Below are 20,269 nucleotides of genomic sequence, written 5' to 3' on the forward strand. Positions count from 1 at the left end.
ATTCAAGAACTTGTGCGAAGGCGAATTCCGCGACAGCGTGGCCGTTCAGCCTGTTTTCCGTGCCTCCTCGCCCCAAAAAGGTCGGACTGCGCTTCGAGATCTACCCCTTAGCCGACTCTGCGCATGCGGGCGGCGAAGAAGCCGTCCAGCCCGGAACGGGCCGGCGAACCTAGCTCCAGATCGGCAGGCGTGGTGCGCAACGTGCCTTGCGGCGTCAGGAACGGGTCGATGCCGGCGATCTCACGCAGCCGAAGCGGGTCGTCGACGATTTCCGCATTGCCGGCGAGAAAGTTGCGATAGAGCTCTTCGCCTTCGAGCGGATCGAGCGAACAGTTGGAAAAGACGATGCGTCCGCCAGGTTCGACCAGGGTGACGGCGCGGGCGAGCAGCTTCCGCTGCAGGTCGGCCAGTTTTTCGACGTCGGCCGCCGTCTTCGTCCAGGGCACGTCGGGGTGCCGCCGCACCGTGCCGGTCGAAGAGCAAGGTGCGTCGAGGAGGACGGCGTCGAAGAGGTCCTTCGGCTCGTATTTGAGCAGATCGGCTTGCACGATCTCTGCCGAAAGGCCTAGCCTTTCGAGGTTCTGCGCCAGCCGCGCCAACCGGTTTCGGGACATGTCGAGCGCGGTGACGCGGGCGCCGGCAAGGATCAGCTGGGCGGTCTTGCCGCCGGGGGCGGCACAGAGGTCAGCGATGTGAAGCCCCTTGACGTCGCCGAACAATCGAGCCGGCAGGCTGGCCGCAGCATCCTGAACCCACCAGGCGCCTTCCCCAAAGCCGGGCAGTTCGGTGACGGAAGCGCTGAGCTTTTCGACCCGCACCGTGCCGGTCGGCAAGACGAAGCCGCCGAGCCGTTCTGCCCACAGCGCCGGATCCGACTTGACCGAGAAATCGACCGGCGCTTCATGGCGATGGGCGAGCAGAATCTGCCTGGCCTTGTCGGGTCCGTAGACAGTTTTCAAGCGGTCGGAAAACCATCTCGGCGCCTCGTCGGTGGCGGCAAGTGCCGCCGCCAGCTCGTCCTGCTTGGCCCGCGCCAGGGTGCGAAGCACGCCATTGACGAGGCCGGAAAAGCGCGTGGTGCGCGGATCGGATTTGGCGTGGGTCACGGCGAGGTCGACGGCGGCGCTGTCGGGAATGTCGAGGAACAGGATCTGCGCCGCCGCCACATGCAAGATGTGCGAAAGTGCTGTGGCGTTGGGCGGCAGCGGCTTTTCCAGGCGGCGGGCCAGCAGGCTCGATATGGTCATGCGGTAGCGCAGGGCGGTGACCAGAATGGCGCGCACCAGGGCACGGTCGCGCAGGTCGAGCGCCTTGTATTGCGGATGGCCGTTCTCATGGTCGGTCAGCCCGTCGAGCGGCGTTCTCGCATCGATGACGGCGGCAAGCAGGCGGGCGGCTGCCTTTCGCGCGGCGAGGCCGGGCGCTTCCGAAGGTTGTCTTGGAAGCGGCGTCATCGTGCGGGTGATCGCTTGGCTAATGCGAAGACGGCGTTGAGAAAATCATCTTTGCTACCCGCGGGGGAAGACAGCCCCAGGTATTCATTCTCCACCTTGCCGAGATAGTCGGAGATTTGCCTGGGATCTGCGCCGTCGACCACGAGACGCATAATCTGCAGCAGATAGTTGTCATACTCATCTGCAGGAAGCGGACGGAATCCAGGTTCTCTGGATGTCGCTGTACTCTCCATAGGTATTCCAATCGGGTTCCAGTGCTTAGCGCACAGGATACGCATCTCCTCAAGTTGCATAGGCCCCTTCCCGCCCGCGGCTGCGCTCACGACCACGGACCTTTGGGCCCGGTTGGATTGCGTCCCCAGGGATTGGGTTTCGGCCTGGCCGGCTCAGCCGGCCTCTCGGGCCGCGCGGCCCTGTCCCACGGACCCGACGGCTGCTGCCCGGTCTCTTCCGGCGTCGGCCTTGGCGTCGCGGCCGCTTCGGGTGCGCCGGCCATCTCGCTTGCCATCCTCTGCAATGCGGCGATGCGGTTTTCTGTGCTCGGGTGAGTGGAAAACAAACTGTCCATGCGCTCGCCGGAAAGGGGATTGATGATGAAGAGATGGGCGGTTGCCGGACTGCGCTCGGCATCCGGGTTGCGGATGCGTTCGGCGCCACGCGCGATCTTGTCAAGTGCCGAGGCGAGCCACAGCGGGTGTCCACAGATTTCGGCACCGCGCCGGTCGGCCTCGTATTCGCGGGTGCGGCTCACCGCCATCTGCACGATCATGGCGGCCAGGGGCGCCACGATCATCGCCACCAGCACGCCGACGATGCCGAAGGGATTGTTGTTGTCGCGGTTGCCGCCGAAGAAGAAGGCGAAATTGCCGAGCATCGAGATTGCGCCGGCAAGGGTGGCGACAATTGTCATGGTCAGCGTGTCGCGATGCTGCACATGGGCAAGCTCGTGCGCCATCACCGCCGCGACTTCTTCATGTGACAGTTGCTGCAGCAGGCCGGTGCTGGCGGCGACAGCGGCATTTTGCGGATTGCGGCCGGTGGCGAAGGCATTGGGCTGCGGATTGTCGATGAGATAGGTTCTCGGCATCGGCAGGCCGGCACGCTGGGCGAGACCCTGCACGATGGCGTAATATTCAGGCGCGTTGCTTTCGTCGACCTCGACGGCGCGGTGCATCGACAGCACCATCTTGTCGGCGTTCCAATAGCTGAACAGATTGGTGCCGGCGGCGATCAGCAAGGCGATCATCATGCCGCCGGATCCGCCGATGAGATAGCCGACGCCCATGAACAGGGCCGTCATTGCGGCCAAAAGCATGGCGGTGCGAAGGGTGTTCATCGTCTGCTCCGTTCTGGCCCAACAAAGGGGTCGATCCTTGTGGACCCATCGCTATATGATGGGAAACAGCGGTTCCCGTTTCAATCGGGGGCCTGTTTCAATCTACCGGAAGATCGCATGATCGACAAAACCAGCAAAACGCGTGCTAACGGCGAGCCGCAAAAGCCGCTGGCGCCGGCAGCCCGGCGCGCCTTGGCGGAGGCCGAGGCGCGGCGGGAGAAATATCGCGCGAAGGAAGCCACACTGCCGAGGGAGATCGGCGGGCGCGGCGGCAAGGAGCCCGGCCGCTACGGCGACTGGGAGGTCAAGGGCCTGACCAGCGACTTTTAGCCCAAACAGGGTGCTAGCTAAGCAGGCTGCGAGGCCCGCTCCGCTTCGATGGTGATCCAGCCGCTGGCATCGACGGCAATGCCGATCGCGTCATAGCCGGCGACGGCGGCATGCGGCGTCTCCAACGGATGCCGGTGCGTGGCGCTGATCACCACGACCGCGGCGCCCGCGGCCTCGGCTGCCGCTATGCCGGCGGGTGCGTCCTCGAAGACGAGGCAGTCGCGCACATCGACGCCGAGCCGTTCGGCCGCCAGCCGGAAGCAGTCGGGCGCCGGCTTGCCGCGGGACACGTCCTCTGCGGCAACGATTACGGCGGGAGCCGGAATGCCGGCGGCCTGCAGGCGCAGCAAGGCAAGTTCGCGGGGCGCTGAGGTGGCGATCGCCCAGCTCGCGGGCGGCAGCGACGCCAGGAACGCCGCAGCGCCGGCAATCGGGCGACTGCCCTCGACATCGGCCGCCTCGGCCTGCAAAAGCGCATCGGCTTCGCGGGCAGGGTCGATGCCCGGAAGTGCCAGCCGGCCGATGGTCTCGATCGCCCGAACGCCGTGGATGGTCGGCAGGAATGCGGCGACGTCAAGACCTTGCCGATGCGCCCAAGCTGCCCAGACCCTTTCCGCCGCGGCAATCGAATTGAGAATCGTGCCATCCATATCGAACAGGAAGGCCGCAAATTTTCTGCCTGCAAACATCGGTTTTTCCGGAGTCATTTTGGAGGGATTATTTCGAAGGAAGCATGTCGATCGACCGTAACGTTGCCGCGTCCGTATGGGAAGCCGCGCGGCGTCGTTTTCGGCCTCTCCACGGAACCGCTGCGCATGTCCCCGCGTTGATCGGAGCTATCTTTCACGACGATCGATGGGGGAGGACGATGCTGATTCGGCTCGGCTATGAAATTGCCATTGAATGCGTTGCAGCCACGCCGGTCGTTTCGTTGCTCGATATCCACAAGGATCGTCAGGCCAACATCAAGCGGCAGACGCGCGTGCTGACGTCGCCGTCCGTGCCGACCAGGGTCTACCACGATGTCTTCGGCAATAGCTGCCGCCGCTTCACGGCGCCGGCCGGAAATTTTCGCATCCTCTACGATGCGGTGGTCGAAGACAGTGGCGAGACGGACGAGGTCAACACGCTGGCCAGGCAAGTCCCGGTCGAGGAATTGCCGGATGAGGTGCTCGGCTATCTGCTCGGCAGCCGCTACTGCGAGACCGATCATCTCAGCGATCTGGCCTGGCAACTCTTCGGCCAGCTTCCGCCGGGCTGGGCGCGGGTGCAGGCGATCGTCGACTATGTCCACAACCGCCTTTCCTTCGGCTACGGCTATGCGCGCTCGACCCGCACGGCGGCGCAGGCGCATGAGGAACGCGTCGGCGTCTGCCGCGACTTTGCCCATCTGGCAATCACGCTCTGCCGCTGCATGAACATCCCGGCCCGCTACGTGAACGGCTATCTCGGCGACATCGGCGTGCCCGCCGATCCGGCGCCGATGGACTTCTCGGCCTGGATGGAAGTGTTCCTCGACGGCAAGTGGTACATCTTCGATCCCCGCCACAATTTGCGGAGAATCGGCCGCGTCGTCATTGCGCGCGGCCGCGACGCCACCGACGTGCCGCTGCTGCACAGTTTCGGCCCGCACCGGCTCAGCCTGTTCAAGGTCTGGACCTACGAGCAGGAAGGCAATCTGTTCAAGCCGCCCTATCGCGGCGTCGACAGGACGGTCAGCGCACGGATGCTGGCCTAGTCGTGTCGGACACATTCATCGTCGATATTTCCATCTCCCGCCACCGCTGATCCGGTTCGATACATCTCGGCTGTGCCGGATCGGGACGCGGTCCGGCCGTCCCGAATTGTAAGCCGGATCGTGGTAAGCGCTTCGTGAACAAAGTCGCGCCGGTGTGCATTCATTTACCGGTTGTTTACTGTATTGCGGCTCGAAACCGTTTGGAAACAATGGTCTGATGGGGAGCTGCTCGCTTTCGCCCGCCTGGCGGAGCGATCCGGCCGGAATCCTGCAATGCGCCTTCGGACAGCTACAGGCTGTAGCGAATGGAGGCGGAAGGATGCGGCGTTTCGGGGGTCTTGTTCAGACGATCGGCGGCTTTGCCGCGGATCGCAGCGGAAATTTCGCGGTGCTGTTTGGCGTAATCGGTTCAATGCTGGCGCTGAGCGTTGGCTTTGCCATCAACGTCTCCCAACTCTATAATGTGAAATCGAGCCTGCAGGGCGTGGTCGATGCGGCGGTCACCTCGACGGCCCGCGACCTGACGACCGGCGTCATCAGCGAGGCCGACGCGAACAAATCGGTGCAGGCCTTTCTCGATGCCAACAGCACGGCGGGTATCCTGCAGGACAACGAGATCGTTCTCGACAATCTGGCGATCGACAGGACCGCCAAGACCGTCCAGGCGGACGTCCATGTCAACGTCAGCTACTATTTCCCGTTTTTCAGCACGGGTGGCATGCAGCGCGTTCCAGCATCGACGACGGCGCTCTATTCGGACAAGGAGATCGAAGTCGCGATGATGCTCGACGTGACCGGGTCGATGGCCGGCCAGAAAATCATCGATCTGCGGGCGGCTGCGGCGAATGCGGTCGACAGTTTCCTGGGCGGCCAGGACCCCTCCAAGCCGCGAGTGCGGGTTGCCATCGTGCCTTACGCCAATTCGGTGAATGCCGGTACGCTTGCCTCCAGCAGCGTCTATGTGGAAACCACCGCCAGCCAACGCAAACAGGCGCCGGCCAATGACGCCGTGCAGTATGTCACGGGCTTCATCCGTCCGGACAATTGCGCCACCGAACGCAAGGGGACCTATCAATATTCGGACGCAGGCCCTGACGCCAGCATGGTCAACCGCGACTACCTGCTGTCGTCCTTCGCTTGGCAAACCGGCACCGCCGCCTGCCCGGCCGCCACGCTGATGCCGCTGACGGCGGATGCGACGGCGCTCAAGACGGTCATCAAGAATTTCGTCGCCTCCGGCGGCACCGCCGGCCATATCGGCGTGCAGTGGACCTGGTACATGCTGTCGGAAAACTGGGGGAGCATAATGAGGACTTCGCAACGGCCGGCCAAGATGGATCCAAAAAAGGTCGCCAAAATCGCGATCCTAATGACCGACGGCGAGTTCAACCTATCCTACTTCGATGCGAGCACCGTCGGCGACGTCTACAATGACGCCGGCAAGGAGCCGACCCGCACGGCGGCCAAGAAACTTTGCGCTGCCATGCGCGACAAGGGCATCGAGATCTTCACTATTGGGTTTGACCTAAACGAAACGAATGCCAAGGCGACGCTCCAGGATTGCGCGAGCCCGGACACCGCCAAGATCAAGCACTTCTACCAAGCGGCCAATGGAACCGAACTCAACCAGGCTTTCCAGGATATAGCGCGCAACGTCGAGATGTTGAGCGTAACCAAATAGGGGACAACAGCCCAAAAAGAAAAGGCCGCCGCTTCTCGCGAAGCCGGCGGCCTTCCGTGTTTCCGTCCATGGCGCGGCTCCGGGCGGCGACGGTTGGTCGCCAGCCGCGCATCTCGCGCCTTAACGGGAAGACTGCTTCCCGAAAGTGCAATCCGCTGAGGCCACGTTCTGGAAAACGAAATCACTCGACATCGGATCACCTCCTTTCGATTTGTTGAACACTCCCTCATGATGGGGTGTCACCCGGCAAATGGCAAGGCGCGGCACCCGAAAATCCTGAACAAGCGTGCTTGCGCACCCAGGCGGCTTGCGGCCGGCCGATCGGGCAGGCAAGATCGCGCTGCTATTGTTCCGGGCCACTATTGTTCCGGGTAAGGGAGGACGGGGATGGATCCAGCCGATAGGGCAGCCCGGATCGTTCGAACGGTTATCGAAACGCTGAAGCCGGGCTTTGCGGTGAGGTTGTGGACGGGCGAGCGGATCGGCCCGGCTGCCGGCCCGGTGCTCACCATTAACGACCAGGACATCGTCTGGCAGATCGTACGCCGCCCCTCCTTCTCGACGCTGATCGAGATGTGGATTTCCAAGGCAGTCGACGTCGAAGACGGATCGCTGTTCGATTTCTACGCCTTGCCCACGCAAGGCAAACTCCGGACGAAGCTCAAGTCATTGCCGAAGCTGGCGATCCTGCGCGACCTGCCGGCCGTGCTGCTTTCGCGAAAACAGATGACGACGCGCACCGACCTTTCCGGCCGCAATCCTTTCGTCAGCGGTTCGAGCAAGGAGGCGATCCAGCACCATTACGATATTTCCAACGCCTTCTATCGGCTCTTCCTCGACGAGCGGATGGTCTATAGCTGCGGCTACTTCAAGGATTTCGCCAACGATATCGACCAGGCGCAGAAAGACAAGCTCGACCATATCTGCCGCAAGCTTCGGCTGAAGCCCGGCGAAAAACTGCTCGACATCGGCTGCGGCTGGGGAGCGATGCTCATTCACGCGGTGAAGAACTATGGCGTCGTCGGCCACGGCGTTTCGTTGTCGGAGGCACAGACCGAACTCGCCCGCGAACGCATCCGTGCCGAAGGGCTGGAGGACCGCATCACCATCGAGATAAAATCCTATGGCGAGCTCTCCGGCTCCTTCGACAAGATCTCGTCGATCGGCATGTTCGAGCATCTGGGGCTTGCCAACCATGCGGCCTATTTCTCGACGATCCATCGCCTGCTCAAACCCGGCGGCATCTATCTGCACCATGCCATCACCCGGCGCGACAAGGGCAGCCTGAAGAAGACGCTGCGCAAGGGGCCGGAATTCAAGGCGTTGATCAAATACATCTTCCCGGGCGGCGAACTCGACACGATCGGCATGACGCTCGGCAATCTCGAGGCGCATGGCTTGCTCGTCTATGATGTCGAAAACTTGCGCGAGCATTATGCGCGCACCTGCAGGCTATGGGCCGAACGTCTCCATGCACGCTTCGACGAGGCGATCGCCGAAGTCGGCGAAGCCAAGGCGCGGCTCTGGCTGCTTTATCTCACCGGCTGCTCGATCACCTTCGAACGCGCCTCGGCGCAGATTTTCCAGACCGTCGCCACCAGGCGGGCGCGCGGCCCCAGCGGCCTGCCGCCGACGCGTGCGGATTTGTATCGATAGCCTACAGGAAGCGCATCGTCGCGCCGATCTCGATCCGGCCGGGCCGGTCGACCGTGCAGTAGACGCCGAGATTGTGGGCGTTGTGGCGGACCAGGCTGCGCAGGATTGCCGGATCGTGGTCGAAGCCGTCCTGGGCAATGATGGTGAAGCCGCATCGGCGGCACGGCTCGGAGACGGTCAGGAGCAGGTCGCCGATCGCCAGCTTGCGCCCGATCCATTCCGTCTCGGGAAACGACCCCTCGACCTCAGGCATGTCGACGACGATGTTGGGCCGGAAGCGGCGCGGGTCGGCGACGCCTTCCGGATGCAGCGCCTTCAAACGCGCCAGCGAAGCGGTGGTCAGCAGATGAATGGGGGCCTTGACGTAGCGCTCCGCCAGCAGGGGACCGGCGTAATCCGGCGCGGCATTCTCCCGGCGAAACGGCCGGATAGAAGCCGCAAAGCCGAGATAGGCGGAAACGGCGCGGTCGCTGTCAGCGCCGGGTGCGGCCAGCCAGTCGCCGTCGGGGACGGCGATCTCCAGTCCGCCGGCCGGCGACAGCCGGGTACGGATGCGCGGCACCTTGTGCCATTTCGCTTCGCGATCGGGCCGTGCAATTTCGTTGTTCGAAGCATCGACGAGACCGAACAGGCGGTCGCCTTCAACGGTGTGCCAACCGACCGAGATCACCTCTTGGCGCTCGCCGGCGAGCGAGCTCGCGGGGTAGCGCCAAAGCTCGGTGACAGCACCCAACGAGGCTTGCATCAGCTCTTCTTGTTTTGCCGATTGGCGATCAGGTCGTCGACGACTGCTGGATCGGCCAGCGTCGAGGTGTCGCCAAGCGCAGCAAAATCGTCCTCCGCGATCTTGCGCAGGATGCGCCGCATGATCTTGCCGGAGCGCGTCTTCGGCAGGCCCGGCGCGAACTGGATCTTGTCGGGCGAGGCAATGGCGCCGATCTCCTTGCGGACATGGGCGACGAGTTCATTGCGGAGCTCCTCGCTCGGCTTCTCGCCGGCCATCAGGGTGACGTAGCAGTAGATGCCCTGGCCCTTGATGTCATGGGGATAGCCGACCACCGCGGCTTCGGAGACTTTCTCGTGTGAGACCAGCGCCGATTCGACCTCGGCGGTGCCCATGCGATGGCCGGAGACGTTGATGACGTCGTCGACGCGGCCGGTGATCCAGTAGTAACCGTCAGCATCGCGGCGGCAGCCATCGCCGGTGAAGTACTTGCCCTTGTAGGTCGAGAAATAGGTCTGCACGAAGCGCTCGTGATCGCCATAGACGGTGCGCATCTGCCCGGGCCACGAATCGGCGATGCAAAGATTGCCGCTGGCTTCACTTTCCAGCACCCTGCCGTCACCGTCGACCAGCTGCGGCTTGACGCCGAAGAACGGCCGCGTTGCCGAACCCGCCTTGAGGTCGGTGGCGCCGGGCAGCGGCGTTATCAGGATGCCACCGGTCTCGGTCTGCCACCATGTGTCGACGATCGGCACCTTGCCGTTGCCGACGACGTTGAAATACCACTCCCAGGCTTCGGGATTGATCGGCTCGCCGACCGAGCCCAGCACACGCAGCGAGTTGCGCGACGTTTTGGTGACGTGCGCATCGCCGGCACCCATCAGCGCGCGCAGCGCCGTCGGGGCGGTGTAGAAGATGTTGACCTTGTGCTTGTCGATGACGTCCCAGAAGCGCGATTGCGACGGGTAATTCGGCACGCCTTCGAACATCAGCGTGGTGGCGCCGTTGGCGAGCGGCCCGTAGAGAATATAGCTGTGGCCGGTGACCCAGCCGACATCGGCGGTGCACCAGTAGATGTCGCCGTCATGATAGTCGAAGACATATTGGTGGGTCATCGAGACGTAGACGAGATAACCGGCGGTGGTGTGCAGCACACCTTTCGGCTTGCCGGTCGAGCCCGACGTATAGAGGATGAACAGCGGGTCCTCGGCCTTCATCTTCTCCGGCTTGCATTCGGCCTTAACCGTCGCGACCTCGTCATGGTACCAGACGTCGCGCCCGGCGATCCAGCCGGTCTTGCCGCCGGTGCGGCGCACGACGACGACCTTTTCGACCTGGGTTCCGGCCTTTGCGGCGATCTCGATTGCCTTGTCGGTGTTCTCCTTCAGCGGGATCGGCTTGCCGCCGCGCAGGCCTTCGTCGGCGGTGATGACAAAAGTCGACTTGCAGTCGTCGATGCGGCCGGCCAGCGCGTCCGGCGAAAAGCCGCCGAAGACGACCGAATGGATGGCGCCGATCCGCGTGCAGGCAAGCATCGCATAGGCGGCTTCCGGGATCATCGGCATGTAGATGGTGACGCGGTCGCCCTTCTTGACGCCGTGCTTCTTCATCACATTGGCGAGCCGGCAGACGTGCGCATAAAGCTCGTTATAGGTGATCTTCCTGTCGTCGTAGGGATTGTCGCCTTCCCAGATGATGGCGGTCTGGTCGCCGCGCTTTTTCAGATGCCGGTCGATACAGTTCCAGGAAACATTGGTCTGGCCGTCCTCGAACCATTTGATCGAGACCTTGCCGTCGAAGGAGGTGTTCTTGACCTTGCTGAAAGGCTTGAACCAGTCGATGCGCTTGCCGTGCTTGCCCCAGAACTTGTCCGGGTTCTTGACGCTGTCGGCGTACCATTTCAAATAGGTGTCGTTGTCGATCAGCGCGTTCTTCTTCCACGCCGGCTGGACGCGGTGGACATGAACATCGGACATTTCTTAGCTTTCCTCCCGAAACCCAACCCGCCGGGTTGACTGCCAGCGGCATCGCGGCGATGCGGCCGCGAATTCGCGCGCATTATTAACAGTTCGGCGGTGACGGCAACATTAGACGTTGGATTTGCGCGGCGGGATGCCGCAGGCGCTTTGGTCACTGCTGTCAGCACTCGGCGGGATCGCTGCTAACTACATGTTTTTGCGTAGTAAACCCGGTCTACACCACAAAAGATCAATAGACGCTTAAGCAAATAGCGCGCACAATTTCAAATTGGGAGGAAGGAGAATCAACCAGGGGACCGCAATGCGCGACCATTCCGAAATGGACCTGATGCTCAAGGGCTATGGCTTGACCACGGCCAAGATTCTTTATCACTTTCCCGATCATCCGCATCTGCTGCAGAGCTTCATCTGGCAGGACTACGACATCGCCCCGAAATTTCCGGTGCTGATCCGCTTCATCGAGTTCTGGAAGGCCAAGCTCGAAGGCCCGCTGCATTCGGTGAGCTACACGCACCAAAAGCTGATCGCGCCGAATGAGTGGCGCAAGGTCGATGGCGAGTTCTTGCTGCATTAGAGCGCCGCGCGGGCGGCAGTCTGGGAGCCGCCGTCAGCCCTGGAGCGTCAGACCGCGGGCGGGCTCAGCCGAGCAAAACCCTCCTGGCGGCGATAGGGAAAATACGGGTAGGGTGCGGTGACTTCGCTTGCCGCGTCGAGCTTCTTCATCTGGTCGGCCGTCAATGACCAGCCGACGGCGCCAAGATTCTGGCGTAGTTGTTCCTCGTTGCGCGCACCGATGATAACGGAGGCGACGGTTGGCCGTTGCAGCAGCCAATTGATGGCGATCTGCGGCACGGTCTTGCCGGTTTCCTTGGCCACGATGTCAAGCGCCTCGACCACCCGATAGAGATGCTCGTTCTCGACTGGCGGTCCGAAGCTTGCCGTATCGTGCAACCGGCTTTTTTCCGGCAGCTTCTCGCCGCGGCGGATCTTGCCGGTCAGGCGGCCCCAGCCGAGCGGGCTCCACACCAGCGCACTGAGGCCCTGGTCGAGGCCGAGCGGCATCAACTCCCATTCATAGTCGCGCCCGACCAGCGAGTAATAGACCTGATGGGCGACGTATCGGGGATAGCCGTATCTATCCGCCAGGCCGAGCGACTTCATCACTTGCCAGCCGGAAAAGTTGGAAACGCCGATATAGCGCAGCTTGCCGGCGCGCACGAGGCTGTCCAGCGTCGACAGCACCTCCTCGATCGGTGTTGCGGCGTCGAAGGCGTGCAGTTGCAAAAGGTCGATGTAATCGGTGCCGAGCCGGCTGAGCGCATCGTCTACTGCCCTGATCAGGCGCGAACGCGACGAGCCGGCGTCGTTCGGCCCGTCGCCCATCGGCAGCGATGTCTTGGTCGAGATCAGCACGGCGTCGCGGCGGCCCTTGATCGCTTGGCCGAGCACCTGTTCGGAGGCGCCGTTCGAATAGACGTCGGCGGTGTCGAAGAGGTTGACGCCAGCCTCAAGGCAGATGTCGACCAGCCGTCGCGCTTCCGTCGCATCGCTGTTGCCCCAGGCGCCGAATAGCGGTCCCGAGCCGCCGAAGGTTCCGGCGCCGAACGAAAGCGCGGGAACCTTCAGGCCCGAGGCGCCAAGACGTCGATAATCCATGGTTTTGCTCCTTGTTGTTTTCGAAAAACGATCTGGGTTTGCCCGGCACCGCTACGATCGGGCGGATACCGGCAGGGCGAGCGCTGCGCCACGGTCGAAGCGCAGCGCCAGCGCCGCCACGCCAAGCGCCGAAAGCGGTAGCAGGGCGGCGACCCAGGTGACGGCGCCGAGGCCGGGACCATGGGCGATGACCACGCCGCCGAGCCAGGCGCCGGCGGCATTGCCGAGATTGAAGGCGGCGATGTTGACGGACGAGGCAAGGCTCTGACCGGCGTCTTGCGCCTTTTCCAGCACCCACATCTGCAGCGGCGCCACGGTGGCGAAGGCGGCGGCGCCGAGCAGGCCGACATAGATGACGGCCATAACTTGGCTGTGCAGTGCGAATGTCATCGTACCGAGCACCAGCGCCAGCACGACAAGGCTGCCGAGAACGGAAGGCATCAGCCAGCGGTCGGCGAACCTGCCGCCGGCGAGATTGCCGGCGATGAGGCCGCCGCCGAAGACCAACAGAATCGGCGATACGGCTGCTTCCTGAAAACCGGTGATCTCGGTCAGCAAGGGGGCGATATAGGTGAAGACGGCGAAGACGCCGGCGTAGCCAAGCACAGTGGTGGCAAAGCCAAGCAGCACCGGCGCGCGGCCGAGCACGGCGAGATCGCCGCGCAAATTGCTCTTCTCAGGCTCTGCCTGGCTGCGCGGCACCAGCAGTAGGATGATGGCGAAGGCGACGATGCCGACCAGGGTTACCGCCGAGAAGGTCGCGCGCCAGCCGAAGGCCTGGCCGAGCCAGGTGCCGAAGGGCACGCCGAGGATGTTGGCGATGGTCAGGCCGGTGAACATCAGGGCGATCGCCGAAGCCTTCTTGTTGGGTGCCACCAGCCCGGTCGCCACGACCGAGCCGACGCCGAAGAAGGTGCCGTGGGCGAAGGCGGTGAGTACGCGGGCACCCATCAGAGTCCAGTAGTCGGGGGCTAGCGCACAGGCGAGGTTGCCCAGCGTGAAGATCGCCATCAGTGCCAAAAGCACGGTCTTGCGCGGCCAACGGGCGGTGACGATGGTCAGCAGCGGCGCGCCGATGACGACGCCCAGCGCATAGCCGGAAATCAGCTGGCCGGCAGCCGAGATCGAGACGCCGAGGTCGGTGCTGACGTCGAGCAGCAGGCCCATGATGACGAATTCGGTGACGCCGATGCCGAAGGCACCGGCGGCAAGAGCGTAGAGAGCAAGAGGCATGGCGGTTCCCACTTCGATGGCGACCAGTTTTGACGACGGGCGCCGTGTCCTCCCACGCCCCGGCCTGAAAGATCGTGCTGCACCGGACTGTGAACCAGCCTTGCCTAGGGCACATTGTCTGTGAAATAGATTCACCAATGGCCAGGCCCGACATCAACCGCTCCGGCGAGATCGAAGTGTTCGTCCGCGTCGTCGAGGCGGGCAGCTTTTCGGCCGCGGCACGTGCGCTGCGCATGACGCCGTCGGCGGTGAGCAAGCTGATCGCGCGGCTGGAGACACGGCTTGGGGCGCGGCTGGTCAGCCGTTCGACCCGCAAGCTGCAACTGACGCCGGAGGGGGCGGCCTTCTTCGACAGCGGCGTGCGCATCCTCGCGGACATGGCGGCAGCCGAGCGCGAGGCAGCAGCGGGCGCCGCGCCGCGTGGACGGCTGCGCGTCAACAGTTACGTGCCTTTCGGGCAGCACCGGCTGATCCCGCTGTTGCCGCGTTTTCTACAACGCTACCCCGAAATCTCGGTCGATCTGGTGTTGACCGACAGTGTTATCGACCTGATGGAGGAGCGCGCCGATGTCGCCATCCGCGCCGGGCCGCTCGGCGAATCACGGCTGGTGGCGCGCAAGCTCGGGCAAAGCCGGGTGGTCGTCGTTGCGGCGCCATCGTATCTCGAAGCGCATGGCACACCCAAGACGCCGGTGGATCTCGATCGTCACAACCAGATGGGCTTCTGCTTCGTGCGCCACGTCGACGGCTGGCCTTTCGTCGACGCGGCCGGCAAGGCAACCACCATACCGATCATCGGAAACACGCTGGTCAGCGACGGCGAAGCGATGCGGCTGATGGCGCTCTCAGGGGCGGGCATCGCCCGGCTCGCGCACTGGCACGTGGAGGCCGACATTGCCGCCGGGCGGCTGCTGCCGCTGCTGGAAGAGTTCAACCCCGGCGACGAGGAACTCACCCATGCGGTCTATGTCGGCCAAGGTAAGCATTTGCCGGCGCGGGTGCGGGCCTTTTTGGATTTCCTGGCCGAGACCGTGCGGCTGGACTGAAGCGGAAAAGCAATTGGGAGCCTACTTGGTTCCCGAATTTGGTTCCCGAAAATCAGGGCGAGAGGGCGCTACTTCTTCGGCGTAAACGGCGCCGGACGCCGGCCGGCTGCCTGACGTTCGAGCATCCAGCCGGGGTACTCGGCAGGCAAGGCACTCACTTCGTCAAGCCTGGCAAGATCGTCGGTATCGAGCCTCAACTCGGTGGCGGCAAGGTTCTGTTCGAGCTGTTCCATGCGGCTGGCGCCGATGATGACGCTCATCACGAACGGCTTGGCCAGGACATAGCCGAGCGCCACCGTGGCGACGCTGACGCCGTGCTTGGCGGCGATCTCGCGCATGACGGCGACCGCTGCCCAGGCGCGGTCTTCGTTGACCGGCGGGAAATTGAAGCTGGCGCGGCGGCCCTCGCCATTGCCGGGGGCGCCGGGGCCGTATTTGCCCGAGAGCAGGCCGCCCGCCATCGGCGACCAGACCATCAGACCAAGCTTTTCTTCGTTGAGCAACGGCACGATCTCGCGCTCCAGGTCGCGGCCGGCGATCGAATAGTAGGACTGGACGGTCTCGAAACGGGCAAAGTCCTTGCGATCGGCAATGCCCAGTGCCTTGGCGATGCGCCAAGCCTGCCAGTTCGAGACGCCGACATAGCGGACCTTGCCGGCGGTGACCAGATCGTCGAGCGCCCGCAGCGTCTCGTCGATCGGCGTGACGGTGTCGGTGCCGTGCAGTTGGTAGAGATCGATGTGGTCCAATTGCAGACGTTCGAGGCTGCCTTCGACCGAATCCATGATGTGGCCGCGCGAAGAACCGCGCTGGTTCGGGCCATTGCCCGTGGCGCCGTGGACCTTAGTGGCGATGATCACGTCCTGCCGGCTGACGTCAAGATTCCTGAGCGACTGGCCGAGAAGCCGTTCCGATGTGCCGAAGGAATAGACATCCGCCGTGTCGAAGAAATTGACGCCGGCGGCGAGCGAGCGGGCGACGATCTCGTCGACACCCTTCTGGTCGAGGCTGGCGATCAGGCCCCATTGGGCATTTTCGCCCGCGGCGCCAAAGGTCATCGTGCCGAGGCAAAGTTCGGAGATAAACATCCCCGTGTTTCCAAGTTGATTGTAGCGCATGGTGGCTCCAGAGGGATTGGTAATGACCCAACCCATATAGGAACGATACGTTTCGTTTCCAGTCGCTGGTATAGCGACCTAGCGGTTCTGAGCCAACCTCCGCAGTAGTGGAGGTCAGAAGTCCCAAGGATTGAGAACCGTCACCCCGATATCGTCGAAATCGGCGACGTTGCGCGTAACCAGGATGAAGTCGTGGACGAGTGCTGTCACGGCGGGCATCAAGGCTGGACGCCAAACAGTCGCTAAACGAAATGTCTGCTAGCGGCTGCCGAAAATCGCCGACCCAACCCTAACGCTGGTCGCGCCGAACGCGATCGCCGTTTCGTAGTCGCCGGACATGCCCATCGAGAGCTTTTCGACGCCGGTCTCAAGCCTAAGCTTTTCCAACAGCGCGAAATGCGGACCGGGATTCTCGTCGGCCGGGGGAATGCACATGAGGCCTTCGATGGCGAGGCCATGAACCGTGCGGCAGCGAGCGACGAAGGCGACGGCCTCGCGCGGTTCGATGCCGGCCTTTTGCGGCTCCGAGCCGGTGTTGACCTGGACATAGAGCCTTGGTGACCGGCCCTGCCTGGCAATTTCCTTGGCCAGTTCTGCGGCGATCTTCTCGCGATCGACCGTCTCGATGACATCGAACAGTGCCACTGCTTCCTTTGCCTTATTCGATTGCAACGGACCGATCAGATGCAGTTCGATCTCGGGGAAGGCTTCCCTCAGCGCTGGCCATTTTCCTTGTGCTTCCTGCACGCGGTTTTCGCCGAAGACACGCTGGCCGGCCTCGATGACCGGGCGGATATCGGCCGCATCGAAGGTTTTCGAGACGGCGACCAGCCTCACCGCTCCGGCGTCGCGTCCGGCCTCGCGCTCGGCGGCAGCTATTCTCGCCTTGACCGTGAAGAACTGTTCGACGGCGCTCGCCATGCCTATATCCTGCCTGTGTTTCGTTTTCGCCGGATCGCCGCAGTTGACGGGTCCGGCAATCCATGGTGAACACCGCGACGACATTTCCTGAGCCGCCCGGGGCATTGTCCGGCAGTTCGCGCATGCTTTTAAGTGAAAAACATCCGATGGCAACCGAACGATATAATCCGCGCGCGTCAGAGCCCAAATGGCAGAAGGCCTGGGACGCCAAGAAGCTGTTCGAGGCCGACAACGGCGACCCGCGCCTGAAATACTACGTGCTGGAGATGTTCCCTTATCCGTCGGGGCGCATCCATATCGGCCATACCCGCAACTACACGATGGGCGACGTGGTGGCGCGCTACAAGCGGGCCAAGGGTTTCAACGTGCTCCACCCGATGGGCTGGGACGCCTTCGGCATGCCGGCCGAGAACGCGGCGATGCAGAACAAGGTCCATCCCAAGGACTGGACCTATCAGAACATCGCCGCCATGCGCGAGCAGCTCAAGGTCATGGGCCTGTCGCTCGATTGGGCACGCGAGTTCGCTACCTGCGACGTCGACTACTACCACCGCCAGCAGATGCTGTTCCTCGATTTCGTCGAGAAGGGGCTGGTGACGCGCAAATCCTCCAAGGTCAACTGGGATCCGGAGGACATGACGGTGCTTGCCAACGAGCAGGTCATCGACGGCCGCGGTTGGCGCTCGGGCGCGCTGGTGGAACAGCGAGAGCTGACGCAGTGGTTCTTCAAGATCACCGACTATGCGCAGGACCTGCTGGATTCGCTCGATCAGCTCGACGAGTGGCCGGAAAAAGTGAAGCTGATGCAGGCGAACTGGATCGGCCGTTCGGAAGGTCTGCTGATCCGCTGGCCGCTGGCCAAGCCAGCAGCCGGCGAGCATGAGCTCGAAGTCTATACGACAAGGCCCGACACCATCTTCGGCGCCTCCTTCATGGCGATTGCCGCCGACCATCCGCTGGCCAAAAAGGCCGCCGAAGACAATCCGGCGCTGGCAAAGTTCATCGACGAGGTCCGCCATATGGGCACCTCGGTGGCGGCCCTGGAGACGGCCGAGAAGAAGGGCTTCGATACCGGCATTCGCGTCGTCCATCCGTTCGACGAGAAGTGGACGCTGCCCGTCTACGTCGCCAATTTCGTGCTGATGGACTACGGCACCGGCGCGATCTTCGGCTGCCCGGCACACGACCAGCGCGACCTCGACTTCGCCAACAGATACGGCCTGCCGGTCATTCCGGTGGTGATGCCGGAAGGCGAGAATCAAGGAAGTTTCCAGGTCATCGATGAGGCTTATGTCGATGGCGGCGCAATGATCAATTCGCGCTTCCTCGACGGCATGAAGCCGGATCAGGCATTCGACGAGGTGGCGAAGCTGCTGGAACAAAAGACCATCGGCAACCGGCCGATGGCCGAGCGCAAGGTGAACTTCCGCCTGCGCGACTGGGGCATTTCGCGCCAGCGCTATTGGGGCTGCCCGATCCCGATGATCCATTGCGAGGATTGCGGCGTGGTGCCGGTGCCGAAGGCCGACCTGCCGGTCAGGCTGCCTGATGACATCGAGTTCGACCGGCCGGGCAATCCGCTCGACCGTCATCCGACATGGCGGCACGTCAAATGCCCGCGCTGCGGCAAGGACGCACGGCGCGAGACCGACACGATGGATACTTTCGTCGATTCGTCGTGGTATTTCGCGCGCTTCACCGCACCCTGGGCCAACGATCCGACCGACCCCAAGGCCGCGACTGAATGGCTGCCGGTCGACCAGTATATTGGCGGCATTGAGCACGCGATCCTGCACCTGCTCTATTCGCGCTTCTTCACCCGCGCCATGCGCGAGACCGGCCATGTCGATCTGGCCGAGCCGTTCAAGGGCCTGTTCACTCAAGGTATGGTGGTGCATGAGACCTACCGGGTCGGCGGCGCCTCGAACGGCCGTTGGCTTGCGCCGAGCGAGGTCAGGCTGGAGGACGCCGACGGCAAACGCCGCGCCTTCGAAATCGCCACCGGCGAGGGGGTGACGATCGGCCCGCTCGAAAAAATGTCGAAGTCGAAGAAGAATACGGTGAGCCCGGAAGAGATCACCGACGGCTACGGCGCCGACACGGCGCGCTGGTTCATGCTGTCGGACTCGCCGCCCGAGCGCGATGTCGAATGGACCGACGAGGGTGCCGCCGGCGCGCACCGCTTTATCCAGCGTATCTGGCGGCTGGTGTCGACGGCTGCCGAATCGCTCGCCGGGATCCAGCCGGCAGCGGCGAAGGACGGCGAGGCAGGGACAATGTCCAAGGCCGCGCACAAGATCCTGAAATCAGTCGGCGAGGATATCGAAAAGCTCGCCTTCAACCGTGCCATCGCCCGCATCTACGAACTTGCCAATGCGTTGACCGTGCCGCTCAACGAGGCGGCAGAAGGCAAAGCTGATCCGGCGCTCAAGGCTGCCTGCCGTGAGGCCGTCGAGATCCTGGTGCACCTGATCGCGCCGGTCATGCCGCATCTGGCCGAAGAGTGCTGGCAGACGCTCGGAGGCACTGATCTTGTCGCCGAACGGCCCTGGCCGGTCTACGATCCGGCGCTTGTCGTCGACGCCGAGATCGTGCTGCCGGTCCAGGTCAACGGCAAGAAGCGCGGCGATTTGACAATTGCCCGCGACGCGGACCAAGGTGCGGTCGAAAAAGCGGTTCTGGCCCTCGACTTCGTGCAGAAAGCGCTCGAAGGTAAGGCGCCGCGCAAGGTGATCATCGTGCCGCAGAGGATCGTCAATGTCGTTGCCTGATCCGAAAAAGGCGGAGCTGACGCTGCGCCGTGTCGTGCTTTGCGGGCTGCTCGCCTCGGTGGCGCTGGTTTCCGCCTGTACGGTGCGTCCGCTCTATTCGAGCGCGCCGCTGGTTGCCGGTTCGCAAGTCGGCGCTGCCGCCGAACTGGCATCGATCTCGGTCAAGCCGGTCAAGACCCGCTATGCCCAGCAGGTCCGCAACAATCTGATCTTCGCGCTCGGCCAGGGCGCCGGCGAGCCGGCTTCGCCGGTCTATTCGCTCGATCTCGGTGTCTCCGAACTCGTCGAATCGGCGGCCATTGAGCAGGTCACGACCGACGAGGACGAGCCGACCGCCGGCACCGTGACGCTGACCGCGAATTATGTGCTGAGCGATGCAAAGACGGGCACGGTCATAGCCAGGGGAAAGCGCTCGATCCCGTCCTCATACGACAGGCCCCGCCAGGAATTCGCGTCGTACCGGGCCCAGATCGACGCCGAGAACCGCGCGGCGCGCGAGCTGGCGGATATCCTGCGGCTGTCGATCGCCCAGGATCTGATAAAGCACGGCAAGCCGGCGGCAAGCTAGGTCTTTCCAGCCTGGGATTGAAGCGCCCTGTCTGTGGCGGAGTGCGCTATCTGCAAAA

At 63.3% G+C, this 20,269-nt stretch carries 18 protein-coding genes; 8 read left to right on the forward strand and 10 right to left on the reverse strand.

Going from position 1 to position 20,269, the window contains the following annotated elements; genetic code table 11:
* Nucleotides 1-107 precede the first annotated feature (107 nt).
* The 3 genes from NKJ08_RS06295 to htpX are packed head-to-tail and all read right to left on the reverse strand — an operon-like array spanning nt 108 to nt 2,790.
* Entirely contained in the window at nt 108-1,454 is a 1,347-nt protein-coding gene (locus NKJ08_RS06295; RefSeq protein WP_352522972.1) for an RsmB/NOP family class I SAM-dependent RNA methyltransferase, read from the reverse strand.
* Complete coding sequence (locus tag NKJ08_RS06300) at nt 1,451-1,747, reverse strand: hypothetical protein (protein ID WP_352455023.1); 297 nt, start codon at nt 1,745-1,747, stop codon at nt 1,451-1,453. Before NKJ08_RS06300 ends, NKJ08_RS06295 begins: the two co-directional genes overlap by 4 nt.
* A gap of 26 nt (nt 1,748-1,773) precedes the next feature.
* Nucleotides 1,774-2,790, reverse strand: coding sequence for a zinc metalloprotease HtpX (gene htpX / locus NKJ08_RS06305; protein ID WP_352522970.1), 1,017 nt, complete (start codon nt 2,788-2,790; stop codon nt 1,774-1,776).
* Nucleotides 2,791-2,907: 117 nt separating this feature from the next.
* On the opposite strand from htpX, the gene NKJ08_RS06310 reads away from it, so the two are divergent.
* On the forward strand, nt 2,908-3,120 hold the full coding sequence (locus tag NKJ08_RS06310) for a DUF1674 domain-containing protein (RefSeq protein ID WP_352522969.1): 213 nt from the start codon (nt 2,908-2,910) through the stop codon (nt 3,118-3,120).
* A 17-nt stretch (nt 3,121-3,137) separates the two neighbouring features.
* Here NKJ08_RS06310 and NKJ08_RS06315 read toward each other — a convergent pair whose 3' ends face one another.
* A complete protein-coding gene (locus NKJ08_RS06315; RefSeq protein WP_352781539.1) occupies nt 3,138-3,809 on the reverse strand; it encodes an HAD-IA family hydrolase in 672 nt (223 codons plus the stop codon).
* A gap of 179 nt (nt 3,810-3,988) precedes the next feature.
* Between NKJ08_RS06315 and NKJ08_RS06320 the strand changes: the two genes are divergently transcribed.
* The 3 genes from NKJ08_RS06320 (at nt 3,989) to NKJ08_RS06330 (ending at nt 8,195) form a co-directional block, all read left to right on the forward strand.
* Nucleotides 3,989-4,858 (forward strand): transglutaminase-like domain-containing protein, encoded by an 870-nt coding sequence (locus tag NKJ08_RS06320; RefSeq protein ID WP_352522967.1) that lies wholly within the window; start codon nt 3,989-3,991, stop codon nt 4,856-4,858.
* Nucleotides 4,859-5,177: 319 nt separating this feature from the next.
* Nucleotides 5,178-6,539: a pilus assembly protein TadG-related protein gene (locus NKJ08_RS06325; protein ID WP_352522966.1), complete on the forward strand. Its 1,362-nt coding sequence runs from the start codon at nt 5,178-5,180 to the stop codon at nt 6,537-6,539.
* Between the two features lie 387 nt (nt 6,540-6,926).
* The gene (locus NKJ08_RS06330) at nt 6,927-8,195 is read left to right on the forward strand and encodes a class I SAM-dependent methyltransferase (RefSeq protein ID WP_352775183.1); all 1,269 of its coding nucleotides are present in this window, start codon (nt 6,927-6,929) and stop codon (nt 8,193-8,195) included.
* 1 nt (nt 8,196) lies between these two features.
* Here NKJ08_RS06330 and NKJ08_RS06335 read toward each other — a convergent pair whose 3' ends face one another.
* Both NKJ08_RS06335 and acs read right to left on the reverse strand, forming a co-directional pair.
* On the reverse strand, nt 8,197-8,940 hold the full coding sequence (locus tag NKJ08_RS06335) for an MOSC domain-containing protein (protein WP_352522964.1): 744 nt from the start codon (nt 8,938-8,940) through the stop codon (nt 8,197-8,199).
* A complete protein-coding gene (gene acs, locus NKJ08_RS06340; protein WP_352781540.1) occupies nt 8,940-10,895 on the reverse strand; it encodes an acetate--CoA ligase in 1,956 nt (651 codons plus the stop codon). The genes NKJ08_RS06335 and acs overlap by 1 nt, the downstream gene beginning before the upstream one ends.
* Before the next feature lie 304 nt (nt 10,896-11,199).
* On the opposite strand from acs, the gene NKJ08_RS06345 reads away from it, so the two are divergent.
* The gene (locus NKJ08_RS06345) at nt 11,200-11,472 is read left to right on the forward strand and encodes an usg protein (protein WP_352522962.1); all 273 of its coding nucleotides are present in this window, start codon (nt 11,200-11,202) and stop codon (nt 11,470-11,472) included.
* 47 nt (nt 11,473-11,519) lie between these two features.
* Here NKJ08_RS06345 and NKJ08_RS06350 read toward each other — a convergent pair whose 3' ends face one another.
* Both NKJ08_RS06350 and NKJ08_RS06355 read right to left on the reverse strand, forming a co-directional pair.
* A complete protein-coding gene (locus tag NKJ08_RS06350) occupies nt 11,520-12,554 on the reverse strand; it encodes an aldo/keto reductase (protein WP_352522961.1) in 1,035 nt (344 codons plus the stop codon).
* A 51-nt stretch (nt 12,555-12,605) separates the two neighbouring features.
* Nucleotides 12,606-13,787, reverse strand: coding sequence for an MFS transporter (locus NKJ08_RS06355; RefSeq protein WP_352522960.1), 1,182 nt, complete (start codon nt 13,785-13,787; stop codon nt 12,606-12,608).
* 137 nt (nt 13,788-13,924) lie between these two features.
* Here NKJ08_RS06355 and NKJ08_RS06360 point away from each other — a divergent pair, with 137 nt between their 5' ends.
* A complete protein-coding gene (locus NKJ08_RS06360; RefSeq protein WP_352522959.1) occupies nt 13,925-14,833 on the forward strand; it encodes a LysR family transcriptional regulator in 909 nt (302 codons plus the stop codon).
* A gap of 68 nt (nt 14,834-14,901) precedes the next feature.
* Here NKJ08_RS06360 and NKJ08_RS06365 read toward each other — a convergent pair whose 3' ends face one another.
* The gene (locus tag NKJ08_RS06365) at nt 14,902-15,951 is read right to left on the reverse strand and encodes an aldo/keto reductase (RefSeq protein WP_352522958.1); all 1,050 of its coding nucleotides are present in this window, start codon (nt 15,949-15,951) and stop codon (nt 14,902-14,904) included.
* Between the two features lie 258 nt (nt 15,952-16,209).
* Nucleotides 16,210-16,872 carry a YggS family pyridoxal phosphate-dependent enzyme gene (locus NKJ08_RS06375; protein WP_352522957.1) on the reverse strand — a complete coding sequence of 221 codons (663 nt, stop codon included), beginning with the start codon at nt 16,870-16,872 and terminating at the stop codon, nt 16,210-16,212.
* 146 nt (nt 16,873-17,018) lie between these two features.
* On the opposite strand from NKJ08_RS06375, the gene leuS reads away from it, so the two are divergent.
* Both leuS and NKJ08_RS06385 read left to right on the forward strand, forming a co-directional pair.
* The gene (gene leuS, locus NKJ08_RS06380; RefSeq protein WP_352522956.1) at nt 17,019-19,643 is read left to right on the forward strand and encodes a leucine--tRNA ligase; all 2,625 of its coding nucleotides are present in this window, start codon (nt 17,019-17,021) and stop codon (nt 19,641-19,643) included.
* Nucleotides 19,630-20,211: an LPS assembly lipoprotein LptE gene (locus NKJ08_RS06385; RefSeq protein ID WP_352522955.1), complete on the forward strand. Its 582-nt coding sequence runs from the start codon at nt 19,630-19,632 to the stop codon at nt 20,209-20,211. The genes leuS and NKJ08_RS06385 overlap by 14 nt, the downstream gene beginning before the upstream one ends.
* The last annotated feature ends 58 nt before the right edge of the window (nt 20,212-20,269 follow it).

Origin of the sequence: Mesorhizobium sp. M0244, assembly GCF_040321795.1 — a bacterium.
Taxonomy (GTDB): Bacteria; Pseudomonadota; Alphaproteobacteria; order Rhizobiales; family Rhizobiaceae; genus Mesorhizobium.

Excerpts from the sequence above, each read along its gene's own strand:
- NKJ08_RS06295 (WP_352522972.1), bottom strand. The coding sequence starts at position 1,454 with ATGACGCCGCTTCCAAGACAACCTTCGGAAGCGCCCGGCCTCGCCGCG.
- NKJ08_RS06300 (WP_352455023.1), bottom strand. The coding sequence starts at position 1,747 with ATGCAACTTGAGGAGATGCGTATCCTGTGCGCTAAGCACTGGAACCCG.
- htpX (WP_352522970.1), bottom strand. The coding sequence starts at position 2,790 with ATGAACACCCTTCGCACCGCCATGCTTTTGGCCGCAATGACGGCCCTG.
- NKJ08_RS06310 (WP_352522969.1), top strand. The coding sequence starts at position 2,908 with ATGATCGACAAAACCAGCAAAACGCGTGCTAACGGCGAGCCGCAAAAG.
- NKJ08_RS06315 (WP_352781539.1), bottom strand. The coding sequence starts at position 3,809 with ATGTTTGCAGGCAGAAAATTTGCGGCCTTCCTGTTCGATATGGATGGC.
- NKJ08_RS06320 (WP_352522967.1), top strand. The coding sequence starts at position 3,989 with ATGCTGATTCGGCTCGGCTATGAAATTGCCATTGAATGCGTTGCAGCC.
- NKJ08_RS06325 (WP_352522966.1), top strand. The coding sequence starts at position 5,178 with ATGCGGCGTTTCGGGGGTCTTGTTCAGACGATCGGCGGCTTTGCCGCG.
- NKJ08_RS06330 (WP_352775183.1), top strand. The coding sequence starts at position 6,927 with ATGGATCCAGCCGATAGGGCAGCCCGGATCGTTCGAACGGTTATCGAA.
- NKJ08_RS06335 (WP_352522964.1), bottom strand. The coding sequence starts at position 8,940 with ATGCAAGCCTCGTTGGGTGCTGTCACCGAGCTTTGGCGCTACCCCGCG.
- acs (WP_352781540.1), bottom strand. The coding sequence starts at position 10,895 with ATGTCCGATGTTCATGTCCACCGCGTCCAGCCGGCGTGGAAGAAGAAC.
- NKJ08_RS06345 (WP_352522962.1), top strand. The coding sequence starts at position 11,200 with ATGCGCGACCATTCCGAAATGGACCTGATGCTCAAGGGCTATGGCTTG.
- NKJ08_RS06350 (WP_352522961.1), bottom strand. The coding sequence starts at position 12,554 with ATGGATTATCGACGTCTTGGCGCCTCGGGCCTGAAGGTTCCCGCGCTT.
- NKJ08_RS06355 (WP_352522960.1), bottom strand. The coding sequence starts at position 13,787 with ATGCCTCTTGCTCTCTACGCTCTTGCCGCCGGTGCCTTCGGCATCGGC.
- NKJ08_RS06360 (WP_352522959.1), top strand. The coding sequence starts at position 13,925 with ATGGCCAGGCCCGACATCAACCGCTCCGGCGAGATCGAAGTGTTCGTC.
- NKJ08_RS06365 (WP_352522958.1), bottom strand. The coding sequence starts at position 15,951 with ATGCGCTACAATCAACTTGGAAACACGGGGATGTTTATCTCCGAACTT.
- NKJ08_RS06375 (WP_352522957.1), bottom strand. The coding sequence starts at position 16,872 with ATGGCGAGCGCCGTCGAACAGTTCTTCACGGTCAAGGCGAGAATAGCT.
- leuS (WP_352522956.1), top strand. The coding sequence starts at position 17,019 with ATGGCAACCGAACGATATAATCCGCGCGCGTCAGAGCCCAAATGGCAG.
- NKJ08_RS06385 (WP_352522955.1), top strand. The coding sequence starts at position 19,630 with ATGTCGTTGCCTGATCCGAAAAAGGCGGAGCTGACGCTGCGCCGTGTC.